The organism is Mesorhizobium sp. XAP4 (assembly GCF_029269325.1).
Lineage (GTDB): Bacteria > Pseudomonadota > Alphaproteobacteria > Rhizobiales > Rhizobiaceae > Mesorhizobium > Mesorhizobium ciceri.
In genome coordinates this window covers 214623-232360 of sequence record NZ_JARIXW010000002.1, presented here as the reverse complement: position 1 = coordinate 232360, position 17738 = coordinate 214623, and the positions used below count along the sequence as shown (strand labels likewise).

General features: G+C 64.3%; 19 protein-coding genes. 8 read left to right on the top strand and 11 right to left on the bottom strand.

Going from position 1 to position 17738, the window contains the following annotated elements; translation table 11 throughout:
* Nucleotides 1–136: 136 nt before the first annotated feature.
* The 3 genes from P3C39_RS10005 (at nt 137) to P3C39_RS09995 (ending at nt 4626) form a co-directional block, all read left to right on the top strand.
* The gene (locus P3C39_RS10005) at nt 137–2812 is read left to right on the top strand and encodes a DNA translocase FtsK (RefSeq protein ID WP_013528892.1); all 2676 of its coding nucleotides are present in this window, start codon (nt 137–139) and stop codon (nt 2810–2812) included.
* A gap of 151 nt (nt 2813–2963) precedes the next feature.
* The gene (locus P3C39_RS10000; protein WP_013528893.1) at nt 2964–3647 is read left to right on the top strand and encodes an outer membrane lipoprotein carrier protein LolA; all 684 of its coding nucleotides are present in this window, start codon (nt 2964–2966) and stop codon (nt 3645–3647) included.
* A gap of 172 nt (nt 3648–3819) precedes the next feature.
* Nucleotides 3820–4626 carry an exodeoxyribonuclease III gene (locus P3C39_RS09995; RefSeq protein ID WP_013528894.1) on the top strand — a complete coding sequence of 269 codons (807 nt, stop codon included), beginning with the start codon at nt 3820–3822 and terminating at the stop codon, nt 4624–4626.
* Nucleotides 4627–4654: 28 nt separating this feature from the next.
* Here P3C39_RS09995 and P3C39_RS09990 read toward each other — a convergent pair whose 3' ends face one another.
* The 4 genes from P3C39_RS09990 to P3C39_RS09975 all read right to left on the bottom strand — a co-directional run bounded on the left by P3C39_RS09990 (nt 4655) and on the right by P3C39_RS09975 (nt 8153).
* A complete protein-coding gene (locus tag P3C39_RS09990; RefSeq protein WP_050596349.1) occupies nt 4655–5329 on the bottom strand; it encodes a hypothetical protein in 675 nt (224 codons plus the stop codon).
* Between the two features lie 266 nt (nt 5330–5595).
* Nucleotides 5596–6678: a glycosyltransferase family 9 protein gene (locus P3C39_RS09985; RefSeq protein ID WP_275953439.1), complete on the bottom strand. Its 1083-nt coding sequence runs from the start codon at nt 6676–6678 to the stop codon at nt 5596–5598.
* A gap of 214 nt (nt 6679–6892) precedes the next feature.
* Entirely contained in the window at nt 6893–7348 is a 456-nt protein-coding gene (locus P3C39_RS09980; RefSeq protein WP_275953440.1) for a Crp/Fnr family transcriptional regulator, read from the bottom strand.
* Nucleotides 7349–7469: 121 nt separating this feature from the next.
* Entirely contained in the window at nt 7470–8153 is a 684-nt protein-coding gene (locus P3C39_RS09975; protein ID WP_013528898.1) for a response regulator transcription factor, read from the bottom strand.
* A gap of 144 nt (nt 8154–8297) precedes the next feature.
* Between P3C39_RS09975 and P3C39_RS09970 the strand changes: the two genes are divergently transcribed.
* Nucleotides 8298–8834, top strand: coding sequence for a L,D-transpeptidase (locus tag P3C39_RS09970; protein WP_181172690.1), 537 nt, complete (start codon nt 8298–8300; stop codon nt 8832–8834).
* Between the two features lie 97 nt (nt 8835–8931).
* On the opposite strand, the gene P3C39_RS09965 is transcribed toward P3C39_RS09970, so the two are convergent.
* The gene (locus P3C39_RS09965; RefSeq protein WP_275953441.1) at nt 8932–9198 is read right to left on the bottom strand and encodes a hypothetical protein; all 267 of its coding nucleotides are present in this window, start codon (nt 9196–9198) and stop codon (nt 8932–8934) included.
* Nucleotides 9199–9328: 130 nt separating this feature from the next.
* Here P3C39_RS09965 and gcvA point away from each other — a divergent pair, with 130 nt between their 5' ends.
* The gene (gene gcvA, locus P3C39_RS09960; protein ID WP_013528901.1) at nt 9329–10264 is read left to right on the top strand and encodes a transcriptional regulator GcvA; all 936 of its coding nucleotides are present in this window, start codon (nt 9329–9331) and stop codon (nt 10262–10264) included.
* 123 nt (nt 10265–10387) lie between these two features.
* Here gcvA and P3C39_RS09955 read toward each other — a convergent pair whose 3' ends face one another.
* Genes P3C39_RS09955 through tsaD form a run of 6 tightly spaced genes read right to left on the bottom strand, consistent with a single transcriptional unit; the run spans nt 10388 to nt 14405 of the window.
* Complete coding sequence (locus tag P3C39_RS09955; protein WP_063173342.1) at nt 10388–10804, bottom strand: DUF1761 domain-containing protein; 417 nt, start codon at nt 10802–10804, stop codon at nt 10388–10390.
* A 51-nt stretch (nt 10805–10855) separates the two neighbouring features.
* Nucleotides 10856–11554: a methyltransferase gene (locus P3C39_RS09950; RefSeq protein ID WP_275953442.1), complete on the bottom strand. Its 699-nt coding sequence runs from the start codon at nt 11552–11554 to the stop codon at nt 10856–10858.
* On the bottom strand, nt 11509–11934 hold the full coding sequence (locus P3C39_RS09945) for an EVE domain-containing protein (RefSeq protein WP_275953443.1): 426 nt from the start codon (nt 11932–11934) through the stop codon (nt 11509–11511). Before P3C39_RS09945 ends, P3C39_RS09950 begins: the two co-directional genes overlap by 46 nt.
* Nucleotides 11935–11972: 38 nt before the next feature.
* Nucleotides 11973–12269, bottom strand: coding sequence for a YciI-like protein (locus P3C39_RS09940; RefSeq protein WP_013528905.1), 297 nt, complete (start codon nt 12267–12269; stop codon nt 11973–11975).
* A gap of 31 nt (nt 12270–12300) precedes the next feature.
* Complete coding sequence (locus P3C39_RS09935; RefSeq protein WP_275953444.1) at nt 12301–13323, bottom strand: NAD(P)H-dependent glycerol-3-phosphate dehydrogenase; 1023 nt, start codon at nt 13321–13323, stop codon at nt 12301–12303.
* Nucleotides 13320–14405, bottom strand: a complete 1086-nt coding sequence (gene tsaD, locus P3C39_RS09930) for a tRNA (adenosine(37)-N6)-threonylcarbamoyltransferase complex transferase subunit TsaD (protein WP_275953530.1) — start codon at nt 14403–14405, stop codon at nt 13320–13322. Before tsaD ends, P3C39_RS09935 begins: the two co-directional genes overlap by 4 nt.
* Nucleotides 14406–14505: 100 nt before the next feature.
* On the opposite strand from tsaD, the gene hemC reads away from it, so the two are divergent.
* From hemC to P3C39_RS09915, 3 genes are all read left to right on the top strand, one after another.
* Entirely contained in the window at nt 14506–15432 is a 927-nt protein-coding gene (hemC, locus tag P3C39_RS09925) for a hydroxymethylbilane synthase (protein ID WP_275953445.1), read from the top strand.
* A 1-nt stretch (nt 15433) separates the two neighbouring features.
* Nucleotides 15434–16150, top strand: coding sequence for a uroporphyrinogen-III synthase (locus P3C39_RS09920; RefSeq protein WP_275953446.1), 717 nt, complete (start codon nt 15434–15436; stop codon nt 16148–16150).
* 109 nt (nt 16151–16259) lie between these two features.
* Complete coding sequence (locus tag P3C39_RS09915; RefSeq protein ID WP_275953447.1) at nt 16260–17732, top strand: phage tail protein; 1473 nt, start codon at nt 16260–16262, stop codon at nt 17730–17732.
* The last annotated feature ends 6 nt before the right edge of the window (nt 17733–17738 follow it).

The following is a 17738-nucleotide window of genomic DNA, read 5'->3' as shown; positions in this document are numbered from 1 at the left end:
AACCGGCGGTAATGAGGTTTGAGCGTCTCAACCTCTTATAGTTAATGCGCCCTTAACCTTCCCACCGATAGTCTGAGACCCGAATCTGCCGGAGTGCGCCACGCACCCGGCGAGTCCACGACAGACGGGGAAGAGCATGCGTTCAGGGGCTTCAGCACCGCTCGCGCTGGCCGATACGGGGCACGGCATCCAGGCGTTCGCGCGGCGTCAGGTCGGGCGGCTGGTTGGCGTCGGCCTGTTCGCGCTGGCCGCCTTTGGCGTTGCCAGCCTTGCCACCTGGAATGTCGCCGATCCGAGTTTTTCCCACGCGACGAACAACACCGTCACCAACGCCATGGGCTATGCGGGTGCCGTGTTCTCCGACCTCGCCATGCAGTTCTTCGGCCTCGCCGCCGTCGCCGCCCTGGTTCCGACGGTCATCTGGGGCTTCCTGCTGTTTTCCGCGCGCGGCGTCGACAGGCTGCCCAAGCGCGGGTTGTCCTGGTTCGGCTTCGCGCTGCTGGCCGCTGCGATGGTCGGCTGCGTGGTGCCGCCCAAGACCTGGCCGCTGCCCACCGGCCTCGGCGGCGTGTTCGGCGACATGGTGCTGAAGATCCCCGGTGTCGTCATCGGCGGCTATCCGACCGGGCTGATCGCCAGCATCATCGCCATCCTGCTTTCGGCGCCCGCACTGTGGCTCTTCGCCCATGGCTCGGCGCTGATCGGACGCAAGAACGGCTTTGCCGTGATGGAGGACGAGCCCGCCGTCGATCCGCGCGAGGACGACCTTTTGTTCGACAATGACGAGGACGAAGGCGACGAGGGCATCCTGGCGCTCGGCGCCATCACCCATTGGTGGCTGTCGCTGCGCGCGTGGATGCACCGCCGCGCCGTGCGCCGCAGGCAGGAGCGGGACGAGTACGAGCCGGAGATGGAGCAGCGCTCCACCGCCTGGCGCCGCGCGGCCGAACGGGTCGAATCGGCCGAGTTCGCCGAGCAGCGGATGAGCCAGGATGGCCGCGCCCGCGTCGAGCCGGAATTCTTCGCCGCCATGGTCAATGACCGCAGCGCCTCGCTCGACCCCGACGATGCCGATATCTTCGACGACCGCTTCGACAATGCGGGCGAGGATGCCGATTTCGACGATGAGCCTGTCGTGCAACGCCGAGGCGCGCCGACCGCCAAGGTACAGCCGTTCCGTTCCGATGCCGCCACGCGCGTCGAGGCACCGGCGGCGCGCCCCGTGCCCGGCGCCCGTGTGCAGCGCGAGGCGCAGACATCGCTGATCGGCTCTGAAAAATTCGAAATGCCGTCGCTGCACTTCCTCTCCGAGCCGAAGAACGTGGTGCGCGACGCCAGCCTGTCCAAGGACGCGCTGGAACAGAATGCGCGCCTGCTCGAAGGCGTGCTGGAGGATTTCGGCGTCAAGGGCGAGATCATCGCCGTCCGTCCGGGTCCGGTCGTCACGCTCTATGAGCTCGAACCGGCGCCCGGCATCAAATCGTCGCGCGTCATCGGCCTGTCCGACGACATCGCCCGCTCGATGAGCGCCATCGCCTGCCGCGTCGCGGTGGTGCCCGGCCGCAACGCCATCGGCATCGAACTGCCGAACGCCAAGCGCGAAACCGTCTATCTCAGGGAGATCCTGGCCAGCCGCGATTTCGAGACGACGAAGGCCAAGCTGGCACTGGCGCTGGGCAAGACCATCAATGGCGAGGCGGTCATCGTCGACATCGCCAAGATGCCGCACGTGCTGGTCGCCGGCACCACCGGCTCGGGCAAGTCGGTCGCCATCAACACCATGATCCTGTCGCTGCTCTACCGGCTGACGCCGCAGGATTGCCGGCTGATCATGATCGATCCGAAGATGCTGGAACTCTCGGTCTATGACGGCATCCCGCATCTGCTGACGCCCGTCGTCACCGATCCGAAGAAGGCGGTGGTGGCGCTGAAATGGACCGTGCGCGAGATGGAGGACCGCTACCGCAAGATGTCCAAGGTCGGCGTGCGCAACATCGACGGCTTCAACGCCCGCGTCAGCCAGGCGGACAAGAAGGGTGAGAAGATCTCGCGCACCGTTCAGACCGGCTTCGACCGCCAGACCGGCGAGGCGATCTACGAGACCGAGAACCTCGATCTCGAGCCGATGCCTTATATCGTCGTCATCATCGACGAGATGGCCGACCTGATGATGGTCGCCGGCAAGGACATCGAAGGTGCCGTGCAGCGCCTGGCGCAGATGGCGCGCGCCGCCGGCATCCATGTCATCATGGCAACGCAGCGGCCGTCGGTCGACGTCATCACCGGCACCATCAAGGCCAATTTCCCGACCCGCATCTCCTTCCAGGTGACGTCGAAGATCGACAGCCGCACCATTCTGGGCGAGCAGGGCGCCGAGCAGCTGCTCGGCATGGGCGACATGCTCTACATGGCCGGCGGCGGCCGTATCCAGCGCGTGCACGGCCCGTTCGTCGCCGATGAAGAGGTCGAGAAGATCGTCGCGCATCTGAAGCTGCAGGGCGTGCCGGAGTATCTCGACGCCATCACCGAGGATGATGGCGAGGATGACGACGAGCCGTCAGGCAAGGGTGGAGCGAGCGGCGGTGGCGGCAACAGCAATTTCGAGGATTCCGACGATCCTTACGATCAGGCGGTCTCCGTGGTGCTGCGCGATGGCAAGGCCTCGACCAGCTATATCCAGCGCCGGCTGGGCATCGGCTATAACCGCGCTGCCTCGATCATCGAGAAGATGGAGAAGGAAGGTATCGTCGGCCCGGCCAACCATGCCGGCAAGCGCGAGATCCTGGTGCCGACCGAAGAGGACAAGTTCTGACCAGAAAGCCTGACCCTTGTGACATCCCGGTCCGGCAACCTTGAACCTTTCAAGGCGTTGAAGCGACCAAGGGACGCCCGACCCGCCAAATTTCAGCCCAACTGGGGGTCCAAGCACAGAACAACTCAGGAATCAGACGAGAGTGACCGACATGAAAAACGATCTTTCAGAGCTCAGCACATTTGCTCCCTCCCGGCGTCAGTTGCTGGGCCTCGGCCTGGCGTTTGCAGGGGCGGCAGCCTTCAACGCGGTGCCCGGCTTCCAGCTGCTGGCCTCGGCGCAGGCGGCTGTGCCGGCCGCTGCGCAGAAGATCGCCGACCACTTTTCCTCGGTCAAATCGATGAGCGGCGAATTCGTGCAGTTCGGCCCCAAGGGCGAGCAGACCGGCGGCAAGTTCTTCCTCGAACGGCCAGGCAAGATCCGCTTCAACTACGACGGCTCTTCGAACTTCCGGGTGATTTCAGACGGCCAGTCGGTGGTCATCCTGAACAAGAGGCTCAACACGTCCGATCTCTATCCGCTGTCGAAGACACCCTTGAAGCTGCTGCTCGACAACAGGATCGACCTCTCCGGCGACCGCGTCAAAAGCGTCAAGCAGGAGGACGACCTCACAACCATCCAGCTCGCCGACAAATCGGTGTTCGGCAATTCGAAGATCACCATGATGTTCGATCCGAAAACCTTCGACTTGCGGCAGTGGACGATCACCGACGCGCAGGGCAAGGATACGACGGTGATGATCTTCAACACCAAGGAAGGCGTCAGCTTCGCGCCGGATACTTTCGCCATCGACTACACGGCGAACCGCGAGCTCAACACCAACAAGGCGCGCTAGCTTCAAACGCTCCAATAGCTGTGGAAAGCACCGGGCCGCGCCTCGTCGAGCGTTGCCCGGCTTGTCTTTGCGGCTTGCGGCTGGCAATTTCCCGGACCGACTCCGTCAAAAGGCGTCTTCCCCGCCGGGACCCATCGGTTCTGGCCGGTTGCACGCTGTCCTGGATTGCCAAATGCCCTTCTCCATCGCCACCTGGAACATCAACTCCGTTCGCCTTCGCATGCCGATCGTCGAGCGCCTGCTCGTCGAGCATGCGCCCGACGTGCTGTGCCTGCAGGAAACCAAGGTTCCCGACGAACTGTTCCCCGAGAAGGCTTTCCGCAAGCTCGGCTACGAGCACATCGCCTTCCATGGCCAGAAGGGCTACCACGGCGTAGCAACCGTGGCGCGGCGGCCGATCGAATTGGTCGAAAAGCGACGCTTTTGCGAAATCGAGGACAGCCGGCACCTCTCGGTGACGGTGCGGGCTGGCGGCAAGGCGATCCTGCTGCATAATTTCTATGTCCCGGCGGGCGGCGACGAACCGGATCCCGTCATCAACAGGAAGTTCAAGCACAAGCTCGATTTCGTTGCCGAGATGAATGCCATCCGGGCAGAACATGACGAGGTGTCCGGCTCGGTGCTGGTCGGCGACCTCAACATCGCCCCGCTCGAACATGACGTCTGGTCGCACAAGCAATTGCTCAACGTGGTCAGCCACACGCCGGTCGAGACGGAAAATTTCGAGGCGATGCGTCGCGCCGGCAACTGGGTCGACCTGATGCGGCTCAACGTGCCGGATGAGCAGAAGCTCTACACCTGGTGGAGCTATCGCGCGCAGGATTGGGAGCTGTCCAATCGCGGCCGCCGCCTCGACCACGTCTGGTCGTCGCCGAACCTTGTGCCCAGCTTTTCCGGCTACGAGATCCTGCGTCTGGCGCGCGGCTGGGAGCGCCCGTCGGACCATGTGCCTGTCATCGCGCGGTTCGATCTGGACTAGTCTGGTCGAAAATGCCCGCGTGCGGCAGTCAGTCTGTAGAGTTGGGACCGGCTGGATCCACCCACGGACGGCCCAATCGTGTCACCATCGCCGCGTACCCAACGGCACCTGCCGCCCAGAGGAAGATGCCAAGCTCTTTGACGACGTCCTCGGCGATGGCGGCCGCAGAACCGGGGGTAGGAAACAGCTCTCCGAGCTGGTCGATCGATGCTGACATCGCCAGCAGGAAGCCTGCGGCCACAAAGATGATCGTGCCGTCGAATGTTTTTCGTCGCAGCCGGAAGAACCAGAACAACCCGGCGGCGGCGTAGGCAATCATCGGAACGATCTCTGGTATCCCAACAATGGGCAGCACGTCCTCATGGATCAACAACAGGTCATCGAGGCCCAGGAGGAGGGTAAGGCCGCCGAGAAACGTGCAATCCCATCGGCGCGTGAGCAGGCCAGCAAACAGGGTTGCGGCGCCGGAGCCGATCCATAGCGAAGCACCCAGGGACGAAATCCACCCCGTATAGAAACCGACTCCGGCGGCTGCGGATGGATCTCGATAAAAGATCCACGCGTCCAGACCACGAATTTGCGCGACGAACAGCGCGGCCAAGAGCATCGCAACGTTGATCGCCGCCGCCGCCACCACGACCAAGCGCCAGGCTATTGTCCATTCGCCGCCATGCTTTGTGTTCGGCGCGCTGTTCTCTGGCATTTGCTATTCTCATAGAGGACTGAGAGGAACTCCATTGGAATCAAAGATCAAGAAGTGCTGACCTATGCCTAATCCAGTGCGATGGCTGCCAGCTCTGCCGCGCCGAGAACTCCGCCTGCATTGTGCCGGTGGTCAGCATCGAACGGTTGCAGCGCTTCGCTCCACCGAACCCATTGTACCATGGCGCCGATGTTCAGGGGAGGCCGGCCTGCAAATGCCCGACCTGAATCCAACACGCTTCGAAGCGCGTCCAAATAAATTCGAACTCAAACGGCGCGCTTCACGTCTTCACGCATGTCGTTGCCCCAGGGCTGCTGCGCTGACAGGCCTGCGAGATCCGGCAGATGGGGATGGTCGCGGCGGCGTGTCGCCAGCATCCGTTGCGCCGCTTCGATGATTGTCGGCGCCGGGACATCGGCGACCAGGCCGGTCGGGCTGGCATGGCGGGTCGCGATCACGTCCACGCAGTTCGAAAGCGGCCTCCAACGGGCCATGTTGGCGCCGCCATTGAGGATAACCATCGGCGTCATCACCGTTGCCATGAGATGTGCGGTACCGCCTTCGGCGCCGATGTAAAGATCGGCAAACTCGCCGAGCGCCAGCAAGATGTCACCGATATCGACACCTCCGATCGCGGCGGAATCGACAAGCCGCAGCTTCGGCACGCGCTGAGCCAGCTCAGCCATATCGGGACCGTCGCCGGGGGTTCTCACATAGAGAAGGTTCGCCCCGTCGGCGATCAGGCTGTCGGCGATTGCGGCAACCTGATCCGCCGACATGCGCTTGCTGGCGCTGCCATGCGCCGCGATAATGATCAAGGGAGCATGCTTGCCGTCCGCAAGGCTCCTGGCCGCCGCTCGTGCGGCCGGGCTAGGCTCCAGCCGATGATCGAAAGGCAGCCGCTTGCCGGCAAGGCGTTCGATGAGGCGATGGTAGCGCCAGGCATTGTGCCCGGGTCGTGCTTCAGGCCTGTGACCCAGGCGCCAGGAAAGGGCGAAAGCCGGAAAGTTTGCCTCATAGGCAATGCCGCGGCCGAGCAGTGATGCCGAGGCTTGAAGCAGCCAACGCGCCGAGATGCGGAAATCGACGACGGCAAATCGCTCCTTGCCCTTGCGGTGATCGGCGATCAGGCGCGCCAGCGGCGTCCGCACATTGATCGCATCGACCAAATGGCCGGCATGGCGATTGAGGCTATGTTCAAGGGACGACGACCGGGTGGTTCCGTAGACGATGAAACTATCAGGGAATGCCGTTCTGGCGGCGCGCAATGCCGGAATCCGGATCAGTCCGTCGCCGAACGCGTCATTGCGGGAATACAAGATAATGGTCTCGTACCGCCCTGATGGCATGGCTCGCTCCCCCCAGGAGCCTGGTGGTGATGGCGCCTGCTGCGCCGGCCGCCTTCGAGGTGCTTTAGGATTTCACCTCTTGCCTGTCAACGGAGCCTTGCCGCTGGATCCGGGCGTCCGGATGGCCGCAGTGCGCCACGACCAGCTCATCGCTGTCGTTGAAAACGCTTCTGCCTTCGGCCGCGAGGCCAGCAGCTTCGTGGGTACGCTAGATCTAGCCGGAGAAGCGCGGCGCCAGTTCCTGGATGCGGCGGATCATCGCCTGAAATTCCTCCGAGATGCGCTGGTGCAGCTTGACCGCGATCTCGGGATATTCCTCCAGGATGCGGCGGAACATCTTGCGGCTGAGGCGCATCACTTCCGAATCGATCTCGGCCGAGGCGCTGGTCAACCGGTTGGTGTCGGCGATCAATGCCAGTTCGCTCAGGATCGTGCCGGGGTCTGCCGTGCCAATCGGGATTCGCTCACCATTCTGCTCCCGGTAGAGCACGATGCGCCCGCTGACAACGATATAGGCGGAATCGGCCTCGTCGTCCTCGCGATAAAGCTTGTGGTTGGCAATCAGCCTGGTGTTCTCGGCGCCAAAGGCGAGCAGGCGCAGTTGTTCCTGCGTGAAGCCCTCGAAGAGCCTCACGGCGGACAGAACGCGGATGTCGTCATCCAGCGCCATCTAGCTATGTCCCCGAACCGACAGTCCGTCTCCTCCTCTGCGAGTTCGATCCAAACCACCCTCCAACTGGATCGTACCCGAAAGCGGCCCCGCCCGGCCGCTCATTGGATAATGAAAATGTTTAAGGAACCAGCTTGTAGCCGCCGCTTTCTGTCACAAGAATTTCCGCATTGGAAGGATCGCGCTCGATCTTCTGGCGCAGCCGGTAGACATGGGTTTCCAGCGTGTGCGTGGTGACGCCGGAATTGTAGCCCCACACCTCCTCGAGCAGCACGTCGCGCGTCACCACCTTCTGGTCGGCGCGATAGAGATATTTGATGATCGAGGCCTCCTTCTCCGTCAGCCGCACCTTGCCGCCGCGCGGGTCGAGCAGCAGTTTCTGGCTGGGCTTGAAAGTATAGGGCCCGACCGAGAAGGTGGCATCCTCGCTCTGCTCATGCTGGCGCAACTGCGCCCGAATGCGCGCCAGCAGCACGGCGAAGCGGAACGGCTTCGTCACATAGTCGTTGGCGCCGGCCTCGAGACCAAGAATCGTATCCGAATCGGTGTCGTGACCGGTCAGCATGATGATGGGCGCCTTGTAGCCGCCCTTGCGCAGGATCTTCACCGCTTCGCGGCCATCCATGTCGGGCAGCCCGACATCCATGATGAGCAGATCGATGAGGCCGCCGCGCGCTGCGGCGACACCTTTTGCCGCAGTCGATTCCTGCAGCACGTCGAATTCCTCGTAAAGGGATAATTGCTCGACCAGCGTGCCGCGCAGGTCGTCATCGTCGTCGACGATCAGTATGGTGCGTGAAGTCATGGATCAATCCGTTGTTTTGAAAAGAAAATTCAGTTGACCGCTGCCTGTTTATGCGGAAGCTGACCGGCGTAACAGCCGTTCACAGTGATTTGTTCCGTGGCACGATCATACAAGAAAAAACACGATCGCAATGCAGCCGGCGCAATTTTGCGAAAAGGGCTGCGTGTGCTGACCGTGCGGGCGAGGCCTGGGCATCCAAGCCAGGGCCTGCTGCAGGCCGGGAAAACGGTGTTTGCCTGTGCGCTGGGGCGCGGTGGCATCTCGGCCGACAAGCGCGAAGGCGATGGCGCCACGCCGCTGGCCGCGATGCGGATCCTGTCGGGGTATTTCCGGGGGGATCAGTTCTCCAGCGGCCGCAGGACCCGGCTGGCGATGACGCCGATCGGGCCCGATCTGGGCTGGTGCGAAGTGCCTGACGACCGCAACTACAACAGGCCGGTCAGGATTCCCTATGGCGCCAGCCACGAACGCATGCGGCGCGACGACAGGCTCTACGATGCCTGCCTGGTGCTCGACTGGAACCTGTCGCCGCGCCGGCGCGGGCGCGGCAGCGCCATCTTCTTCCATCTGGCGCGCCCCGGCTTCACGCCGACGCAAGGCTGCGTGGCTGTCACGGCGCAAACCATGGCGCGGCTGCTGCCGCTGCTGTCGGACCGGACGGTGGTGAGGGTGGTAAGATAGTAGGGGAGTAGGGGAGTAGGGGAGTAGGGGAGTAGGGGAGTAGGGACAAGCTCGGGCGCGGCCTTAGTTTTTCCTATTCCCCTATTCCCCTATTCCCCTATTCCCCTACTCCCCTACGGCCAGGTCTCTGCCAGCCGATGTCGAGCAGGCCCAGCCGGCCAAGCTCCTTGTCCATTGCGCGAGCGACATCACGGCGCGCGCCGCCGATATCGCGCAGTTGGCGGTCGGAGAGATCCTCGACGTTCTGGTAGGCAGTATCGCGGCGGGGGAGGCGTATCGCGACCCGGGCGTGACGCAACCAGTCGAGGGTTTCGGCCAGCCAGTTCGGACGATGTGCGGACGAATTCAAAACGATGATGGACATGGTGTGCTCCGTTCTCCCCGAATATCAAATCCGGCTTGATGATGTTTCGATGGACAGATCATGCCAGATTGAAATCTCTGTAGGAAACGAGTAGTTTTCTCTCGATCATCAAGTTTTCTTTGAGGATAGGATGGCTCGTCTTCTGCCTGGGACTCGCGCCTTGAGGACGCTGGAGGCGGCGGCCCGGCACCTCAATTTCACCCGTGCCGCCGACGAGCTTGGGCTGACACCGGCCGCCGTCAGCCATCAGATCAAGGAAATCGAGGATCAGCTCGGGCTGGTGCTGTTCACGCGCACCAGCCGCACCATCCGGCTCACCGAGGCGGGAACGGTGCTGTTCGACGCCTCGGCGGACGCGCTCGACCTGCTTGGCCGGGCTGTTTCGCGGGCGCAAAAGCTGACGCGCGGCACCGCTCTCTTGAAGGTAACGCTCGACGCGCAGTTCGCGTCAAAATGGCTGATGCGACGCGTCGACGATTTTCGCAAGCGTCACCCCGATATCGAATTGCGATTCGACATCGCCTATGAAGTGCGGGATTTCGAACTTGACGACATCGATGTCGGCATCCGTTTTGGCGCCGGCAAATATCCGGGCCTTCGCACCCACCGGCTGTTCGACAACATCCTCATTCCGGTGTGCAGCCCGAGCCTCTTGACGTCCGGTCCGCCGCTGCGCGAGCCGCGCGACCTGTTCAATCACACGCTTGCGCATATCGAATGGTCGCGGCAAGGCGTGACGTGGCCGAACTGGCGGATGTGGATGGCGGCGGCCGGCATCAATGATTTCGACGACAGCCGGACAGTCGTGTTCGGAAATTCCACGGATGCCGTCCAGGCAGCGCTCGACGGCAATGCCGTTGCGCTCGCCGATTTCGCCATGGTGGCGAACGACCTTTCCCAGGGCAGGCTGGTGCAGCCTTTCGAACTCGGCCTGCGGGTGGCGCCCGAGTTCGCCTATTTCCTGGTCTATCCCGAAAATACCGCCGACGATCCACGCATCGTCGCCTTTCGCGAATGGATGCTAGAGGAAGTCGCCAAGACGCGGACCACGGATAAAGGGCAGTAGGGCAGTAGGGCAGTAGGGCAGTAGGGCAGTAGGGCAGTAGGGCAGTAGGGCAGTAGGGATAGGCGTCGGTGCCGTCTGCTCCCCTATTCCCCTACTGCCTTACTGCCCTACTCCCTTCTTGACTCAGCTTGCCACCGCGCCGAACCAGCCGATGACGGCGCCGATGATCAGCAGCACGCCGAGCCAGTGGCCGCCGTCGATGAGGGTCAGGTCCCAGCCGAAATTCTCGTAGCGATGGTTGACCGAGAGCGTCGTGGCGACGAAACCCAGCCAGAGCACGAAGCCGAAGACAAGTCCGGCGAGCCATGTCGGCTCGCCGCCGGTCATCGCGCCGACGACCAGCGCCATTATCGTGGCCATGACCAGTTCGGCGATGAAGCTGACGACGAAGGGCAGCGGCGACTTCTTCATCGTGGCCGGATCGAGCTTGGCGGCCTTCAGCCACGGCTTGCTCAGGCTCATGTACCAGGCGGCGCCGAACAGCCACGCCACGATCGCGGCAGCGACCACCGCCAGCCAGTTCACTGCTGAAAAATCCATGAGCTCCCCCCTCTGATTTGGATATGATGGAACGCCTGTTCGGCGATCGCGTCAAGCGAACCGCCAGACGGTCGTGCGCTTGACCAGCGCATCCTCCAGCGCCCGCGTGACGGCCACTTCATAGACCGCAAGCGGCTCCAGCCCTGTCTTCGGCAGATACGACCGGCCGGGATCGCCGACAAGGATTTCGGCGCCGCGCGCCTTCAGCGTTGCGAACCATGGCACCAGCCGGTCAGCGAAAGATTTGTCATAGAAAACATCACCGGCCAGGACCACGTTCCAACCTGCATCGGTGCCGATGCAATCCGTGCCGAGGAATTCGGTCCCGATACCGTTGATCTCGCTGTTGAGCCGGATCGCGGTGGCGCAGAACGGGTCGATGTCGGAGGCGATCACCTTGGCGGCACCGGCCTTGGCAGCGGCGATGGCGACAAGGCCGGAGCCGGAAGCGAAGTCGAGCACGTGCTTGCCACGCACCGTGCCGGAATTGTCCAGGACATAGCGGGCAAGGCCCTGGCCGCCGGCCCAGGCGAAAGCCCAGAAGGGCGGCGGCAGGCCGATTTCGACCAGCTCTTCCTCGGTCCGCTGCCACAGGTCATGCGCTTCGTCGGCAAGATGAAGCAGGATCTCCGGCACGTGCGGCGGCGCCATCAGCGCCGTGTTGTCGAGAATGAACTGTTTGGCGCTGTTGGGCGTGAGCGCCGTCACGGAGCCGGCGTCAAGCCGCCCATGCGGCAGACTTCCTTCCATTCGGCCGGCGTCACCGGCTGCACGGAAAGCCGTCCGAGCCGCACCAGCGCCATGTCGGCAAGCCTGGGATTGGCCTTCACCTGTTCCAGCGTCGGCGGGTTCGGTACCTCCCTTACGGCGCGGATGTCGACGCATTCCCAGCGCGGATCGTCCGACGTGGTGTCGGGATGGGCAAGCGCGCAGACTTCAGCGATGCCGACGATGTTCAGCCCCTCGTTGGAATGGTAGAAGAAGCCGAGATCGCCGATCTGCATCGCCTTCATGTTGTTGCGCGCCGCGTAGTTGCGCACGCCGTCCCATTGCGTGCCGGCCTTGCCCTTGGCCTTCAGCATCTCGAAGGAGAACTTGAATGGCTCGGATTTGAACAGCCAGTAGTTCATGTCTTTCTCCTCCTTGGAGTCGCGCTGGCGACCGGGATTTAACTAGCCGCCGGCTTGTTGAACGTCCAGTTCCACGGGCGGATTTCGACGCTTTCGAACAGCCCGGCCTTGGCGTAGGGGTCGGCGGCCGACAGAGCCTGGGCGCCAGCCAGGTCGGGCGCTTCGACGACCACGAGGCTGCCATTGGACTTGCCTTCAGTGTCAAGGAACGGACCGGCGAATGCCAGCTTCTTGTCGCCGTTCAACCCCTCGAGAAAGGCAACATGCTCGGGCCGCGTGTCGAGGCGCACCTGCAGGCTTCCGGGCTTATCCTTGCAAATCACAGCAAACAGCATTTTTTCTCCTGATCGTTCAAAGTCGTGGGGATCAATCGTTGGTTTCGGTCTTCAGCGGCCGGGTCATCAACGCCGTCACGGCCTGCCGGACGGTGATGGTGCCATCCAGTATGGCGGCGACGGCGGCAATGATCGGCGCGTCGATGTTGCGCTCGGTCGCAATGCGGGCTGCGATCGCCGCCGTCGGCACGCCTTCTGCCAGCGGCAATCCGGCAAGTGGCTTGCCTTGCCCGAGCGCCAACCCATAGGCGAAATTGCGCGACTGGGTGGACGAGCAGGTCAGCAGCAGGTCGCCAAGGCCGGAAAGCCCCATCAGCGTTTCGGGCCTGGCGCCGAAGGCAGCGCCGATGCGGCGCAATTCGACAAAGCCGCGCGTCACCATGGCGGCCTGGGCGCTGGCGCCGAGACCCGCCCCGGTGACGGCACCTGCGGCAATGGCAAAGACGTTCTTCAAGGCGCCGCCGATCTCGACGCCGATCAGGTCGTCGTTCGAATAGCAGCGCAGGTTTTCGGCGGAAAAGCGGGCGGCGAGATCGGCGGCCAATGCCTCGTCGCGGGCGGCGACCACAACGGCCGTCGGCAGGCCGCGGGCGACGTCGGTGGCGAAGCTCGGGCCCGACAAAACGGCAACCGGATTGAGCGGCAGGATTTCTTCGACAATCGCCGATAGCAACGCGCCAGTCTCGCTTTCGATGCCCTTGGCGCACAGAACCAGCGGGATACCGGCCGGCATATGGTCCTTCGCGGCCGCCAGCGTCGCCCGCAGCGACTGCGCCGGCGTCACCGCCAGCACGCAATCGGCACCGTCGAGCGCGGCCTGGATGTTGCTCGTCGCCACGATGCCGGGCTGGAGCGTAATGCCCGGCAGGTAGCGTGGATTGTCGCCGCGGTCGATCGCGGCGACGGTCTCCGGATCGCGCGCGTAAAGGCGGACGAAATGGCCGGCGCGCAGCATGGCCAAGGCCAAGGCAGTGCCCCAGGCGCCGCCGCCGAGCACGGCAACGCGCCAGCCGCTTGGCGCGGTGACGTTGCCGCTCATTGCCACCTCGTTCATGCCTTGGCTCCGCGCCGGCCGGAGCCGACCATCGGCGCCGAGATGCTGTCCAGCGGCCAGCGCGAGCGCGGCACGAAATCGAAGCCGTTCTCTTGCGCCATGCCCTCGCGCAGCCGCTCGATGCCGGCCCAGGCGATCATCGCCGCATTGTCGGTGCAAAGTTTCAGTGGCGGCGCAATGAAGGTGAAGCCGGTCTCGGCGCAGAGCCGCTCCAGCATGGTCTTGATCGTGCGGTTGGCGGCGACACCACCGGCAACGATGAGGGCTGGGTTCCTGGTGCCGGGAAATGTCTCGCGAAAGCGCGTCAGCGCGCGAGAAACACGGTCGGCCAGAGCATCGGCTACGGCCCCCTGGAACGAGGCGCAGATGTCGGCGACGTCCTGGTCGCTCAGCGGCGCAATGGCGCTCGCCGCCTGGCGCACGGCGGTCTTGAGGCCGGAGAAGGAGAAGTCGGGCTGGGCCGAGCCCTTCATCGGACGCGGAAAGGCAAAGCGCGAGGCGTTGCCGGCCTGTGCCGCCTTTTCGACATTCGGTCCGCCGGGATAGGGCAGGCCAAGCATCTTGGCCGTCTTGTCGAAGGCTTCGCCGAGCGCGTCGTCGATAGTCGTTGCCCAGCGCTGGTAGTCGCCGACACCCCGCACGGCGACGATTTGCGTATGGCCGCCGGAGACCAGCAGCAAGAGATAGGGAAAGTCGAGCCCGTCGGTCAGCCTTGCGGTCAGCGCATGGCCTTCGAGGTGGTTGATGGCGATCAGCGGCTTGTTCGCCGCCGCGGCGATTGCCTTGGCGGTCATCAGCCCGACGATCAGCCCGCCGACCAGGCCGGGGCCGGCGGTGGCGGCAATCGCGTCGATATCGGCTAGCGCCGTGCCCGAATCGGCAAGCGCCGCCTCGATGATGCCGTCCAGCGCCTCGACATGGGCGCGCGCGGCGATTTCCGGCACGACGCCGCCGAAAGCGGCATGCTCCTCGATCTGGCTGAGCACGATGTTGGACAGGATTTTTGGCGCGGCGTCGCCGTCGATGGCCACCACGCTGGCGGCGGTCTCGTCACAACTCGTCTCTATGCCCAGCACGCGGATCAATTCGTCGCTGTCCCTAAAGATTGTATCATGGGGCTTTCCCCGTTAGGAGAACCCCGGAAAGCCTCGCTTGCCGGGGGGTTATCACGGACTGCGCGCCATGCAAACAATCTTGAGAATCGGAACACGCGGCAGCCCGCTGGCGCTGGCGCAGGCGCATGAAACGCAGGCGCGGCTGATGGCCGCGCATGGCATGCCGGCGGAGGCGTTCGAGGTGGTCGTCATCTCGACCAGCGGCGACCGCATTCAGGACCGGCCGCTGTCGGAAGCCGGCGGCAAGGGCCTGTTCACCAAGGAGATCGAGGAGGCGCTGCTGGCCGGCCGGATCGACATCGCCGTGCATTCGTCGAAAGACATGCCGACGCAACTGCCCGACGGCCTCGAACTGTCGGCCTTCCTGCCGCGCGAGGACGCACGCGACGCCTTTGTCGGCAAAGCGGCGAAGACGATCGCCGAACTGCCGCGCGGGGCGAAAGTCGGCTCGTCGTCGCTGCGGCGGCAAGCGCTGATCCGCCGGATGCGGCCGGATCTCGACGTGGTGATGTTCCGCGGCAATGTGCAGACGCGGCTGCGCAAGCTCGAGGAAGGCGTCGCCGCCGGCACGATCCTAGCCTATGCCGGGCTGAAGCGGCTTGGGCTCGAGCATGTCGTCACCGACCTGATACCGCTCGATGTCTTCCCGCCGGCGCCGGGGCAAGGCGCGATCGGCATCGAAACCCGTATCGGCGACCGCGATGTCGAAAAGATGCTGGCGGCCGTTCATGATGTGCCGACCGGCCAGACGCTGGCCTGCGAGCGTGCCTTCCTGGCGGCGCTCGATGGCTCCTGCCGCACGCCGATCGCCGGCTATGCGGCGATCGAGGCCGGAAAACTGTCTTTTGCCGGGCTGATCATCTCGCCCGACGGCACGCAGTCACACACGGTCGAACTGCAGGGACCGGCGCAAGACGCCGCCCGGATCGGCGGCGAAGCGGCCCGGAGCGTGCGCGCCAGGGCCGGCGAAAAGTTCTTCGACGGCTGGCTCTGAAATGCTTCGCGTCCTGGTGACCAGGCCGGAACCGGGTGCTTCGCGCACAGCGCATCGGCTGGAGGAGGCAGGTTTTCAGCCGGTTCTTTTGCCCCTGACCGAAACAAAGGCGTTGCCCGCCGCTGCCGGACTGATCCCGGACGATGCCGTCGCGGTGGCCGTCACAAGCGCCAATGCCATGCGCCATGCGCCGGAAGAAATCATCGCGACGCTCGCCGCCTTGCCTTGTCATGCCGTCGGTAGGCGGACTGCGGAAGCTGCCCGCAAAGCGGGGTTTTTGTCGGTCAGTGAAGGCCCGGGCGATGCCGAGGCGCTGGCCGACGTTCTCGCCGCCGATTTTTCTGGAAAGACGATTGTCTACCTCTGCGGGCGCGTGCGTTTTCCGGCGTTCGAACAGAGGCTCGGGACGGTGGGCGTTCGGGTCCACGCCGTCGAGACCTATGACACGCTGACAGTGGGTTATCCGGACGAAGTCACCCTCGAACGCCTGTCGGGGCAACCTGCCGACGCGGTATTGCTCTATTCAGCCAAGGCGGCGGCGGCGATGCAGATGTTGGCAAGACGGCCCGCTCTGCGCGGTCTCTTCGAAAAAACATGGGTTTTTGCGCTTTCCGCTCGCATCGCCGCAGCCTTCGACGATGCCGCCAGCGAAAGGATCCGCATTGCCGCGCAACCTGACGAGGAGGCATTGCTGGCACTTTTGCAGGCGCCGCGCTGAGCCGCGTCATCACACCGCCCCTTTTCACCGCTTGGTGATGTGCTAGACCCTTTCTGAACCATCATGCGCCGCCAGGCGTTGAGACGAAGCGAATGTGCGGAGCCCAGGCATGGTCAAGACGCCGAAGATGCGACACTCGAAAAGCCGCCGCGAGCCGGTGACCATCGATCTCGAGCCGGGCGCCGTCTCACGCATCGCCGACGAGGACGCCGCCACGCAGGAGGCGCAGACAGACGAGGCGAAGGCCGAGGAAGCAGCGAACGCTTCGCAGCCCGAGGTTCCCGAAGAGCCGGTTCATGCCGACCAGACCGATCTCGAGCCGTGGGAGCATGCCGATGGCGCCGCAGGTGCGGAAGGGCAAGCGCCGGCGGATGGCGGAGCCAAAGCCGCCGAGCCAGAGCTGCCTTATCCCGGTTCGGATGCGCCGCCCAACCGCGCCAAAACCTTCGACTACAGTTTCGACGACGCGTCGGCAGCGCAGACCGACGGCAACAAGGCAAAAGCCGAGACACAGGACGAGAAAATGGCGCCAGCCCCTGAAAAGCGTGGCGGCCTCAACGGCATCGCCGCCGGCATCATCGGCGGCGTCATCGCGCTGGTCGGCGCCGGCGGGCTGCAATTTGCCGGCCTGCTCGGCGCGCCGGGCTCCGGTGCCGGCGTCTCGCTCGATGGCGTCAATGGCGACATCGCCTCGCTGAAGACCGAAATCGCCGGCTTGAAGGACGCCGGCGGCAATGGCGATGCAGCGGCGAAGATGGTCGGGCTGTCCTCGGGCCTGGAGCAGGTCAAGGCTGATGTCGCGGCGCTGAAATCGGCTGTCGAGAAAGGTGGAGCAGGCGACGCGGCCGGCGTCACCGCACTGGGCGACAAGGTCGCGCAGATCGAGACGGCGGTCGCCGCCCTCGGCAAGGCGGGCAGCTCGGCGCCGGTCGATCTTGGTCCGCTCACCGAAAAACTGGCAGGCCTCGACGCGCAGGTGAAGTCGGCCGGCGAGGCGGCGACCGCGCAGGATGGCCGGCTGAAAGCGCTGGAGCAGTCTGTGTCGCAGCTGTCCGGCAAGGTCGAGGCGGCGGCGGGACAGCCGAAGATCGCGCTTGCCATCGCGGCGTCGGCCTTGAAGGCGGCGCTTGAGCGTGGCGGGCCGTTTTCGGCCGAACTCGAAACCCTCTCCGCGATTTCGCCTGATGCGCCGCAGCTTGCGGCACTGCGCCCCTATGCCGAAAAGGGCGTTCCAACCCGCGCCGAGATCGCATCGCAGGCTGATGCCGCCGCCAATGCCATGGTCACGGCGGCGACGCCTGTCGATGAGAATGCCGGCTTCGTTCAGAGCCTTCTGTCGAGCGCGCAATCGCTGGTCAAGGTCAGGCCGATCGGCGCCGTCGAAGGCGCCGGCGCACCGGAAACCGTCGCGCGCATGGAGGCGGCGGTCAACCAGGGCGACTACGCCAAGGCACTCAGCGAGTATGAAACGCTGCCCGAGGCCGCCAAGGCCGCGGGCGCCGACTTTGCCGGCAAGCTGAAGGCGCGCATCGAGGTCGAAACCCAGGTCGATGCGCTGATCTCGGGCGCGATGAAGGCATGAGGGCAA

What these genes read in the sequence shown, in the direction of transcription:
- gcvA (WP_013528901.1), top strand. Translation starts at nt 9,329, where the DNA reads ATGGCTCGTCTTCTGCCTGGGACTCGCGCCTTGAGGACGCTGGAGGCG.
- P3C39_RS10005 (WP_013528892.1), top strand. Translation starts at nt 137, where the DNA reads ATGCGTTCAGGGGCTTCAGCACCGCTCGCGCTGGCCGATACGGGGCAC.
- P3C39_RS09980 (WP_275953440.1), bottom strand. Translation starts at nt 7,348, where the DNA reads ATGGCGCTGGATGACGACATCCGCGTTCTGTCCGCCGTGAGGCTCTTC.
- P3C39_RS09975 (WP_013528898.1), bottom strand. Translation starts at nt 8,153, where the DNA reads ATGACTTCACGCACCATACTGATCGTCGACGACGATGACGACCTGCGC.
- P3C39_RS09965 (WP_275953441.1), bottom strand. Translation starts at nt 9,198, where the DNA reads ATGTCCATCATCGTTTTGAATTCGTCCGCACATCGTCCGAACTGGCTG.
- P3C39_RS09945 (WP_275953443.1), bottom strand. Translation starts at nt 11,934, where the DNA reads ATGAACTACTGGCTGTTCAAATCCGAGCCATTCAAGTTCTCCTTCGAG.
- P3C39_RS09990 (WP_050596349.1), bottom strand. Translation starts at nt 5,329, where the DNA reads ATGCCAGAGAACAGCGCGCCGAACACAAAGCATGGCGGCGAATGGACA.
- hemC (WP_275953445.1), top strand. Translation starts at nt 14,506, where the DNA reads ATGCAAACAATCTTGAGAATCGGAACACGCGGCAGCCCGCTGGCGCTG.
- P3C39_RS09940 (WP_013528905.1), bottom strand. Translation starts at nt 12,269, where the DNA reads ATGCTGTTTGCTGTGATTTGCAAGGATAAGCCCGGAAGCCTGCAGGTG.
- P3C39_RS09950 (WP_275953442.1), bottom strand. Translation starts at nt 11,554, where the DNA reads ATGGAAGGAAGTCTGCCGCATGGGCGGCTTGACGCCGGCTCCGTGACG.
- P3C39_RS09985 (WP_275953439.1), bottom strand. Translation starts at nt 6,678, where the DNA reads ATGCCATCAGGGCGGTACGAGACCATTATCTTGTATTCCCGCAATGAC.
- P3C39_RS09955 (WP_063173342.1), bottom strand. Translation starts at nt 10,804, where the DNA reads ATGGATTTTTCAGCAGTGAACTGGCTGGCGGTGGTCGCTGCCGCGATC.
- P3C39_RS09915 (WP_275953447.1), top strand. Translation starts at nt 16,260, where the DNA reads ATGGTCAAGACGCCGAAGATGCGACACTCGAAAAGCCGCCGCGAGCCG.
- P3C39_RS09935 (WP_275953444.1), bottom strand. Translation starts at nt 13,323, where the DNA reads ATGAACGAGGTGGCAATGAGCGGCAACGTCACCGCGCCAAGCGGCTGG.
- P3C39_RS09995 (WP_013528894.1), top strand. Translation starts at nt 3,820, where the DNA reads ATGCCCTTCTCCATCGCCACCTGGAACATCAACTCCGTTCGCCTTCGC.
- P3C39_RS10000 (WP_013528893.1), top strand. Translation starts at nt 2,964, where the DNA reads ATGAAAAACGATCTTTCAGAGCTCAGCACATTTGCTCCCTCCCGGCGT.
- P3C39_RS09920 (WP_275953446.1), top strand. Translation starts at nt 15,434, where the DNA reads ATGCTTCGCGTCCTGGTGACCAGGCCGGAACCGGGTGCTTCGCGCACA.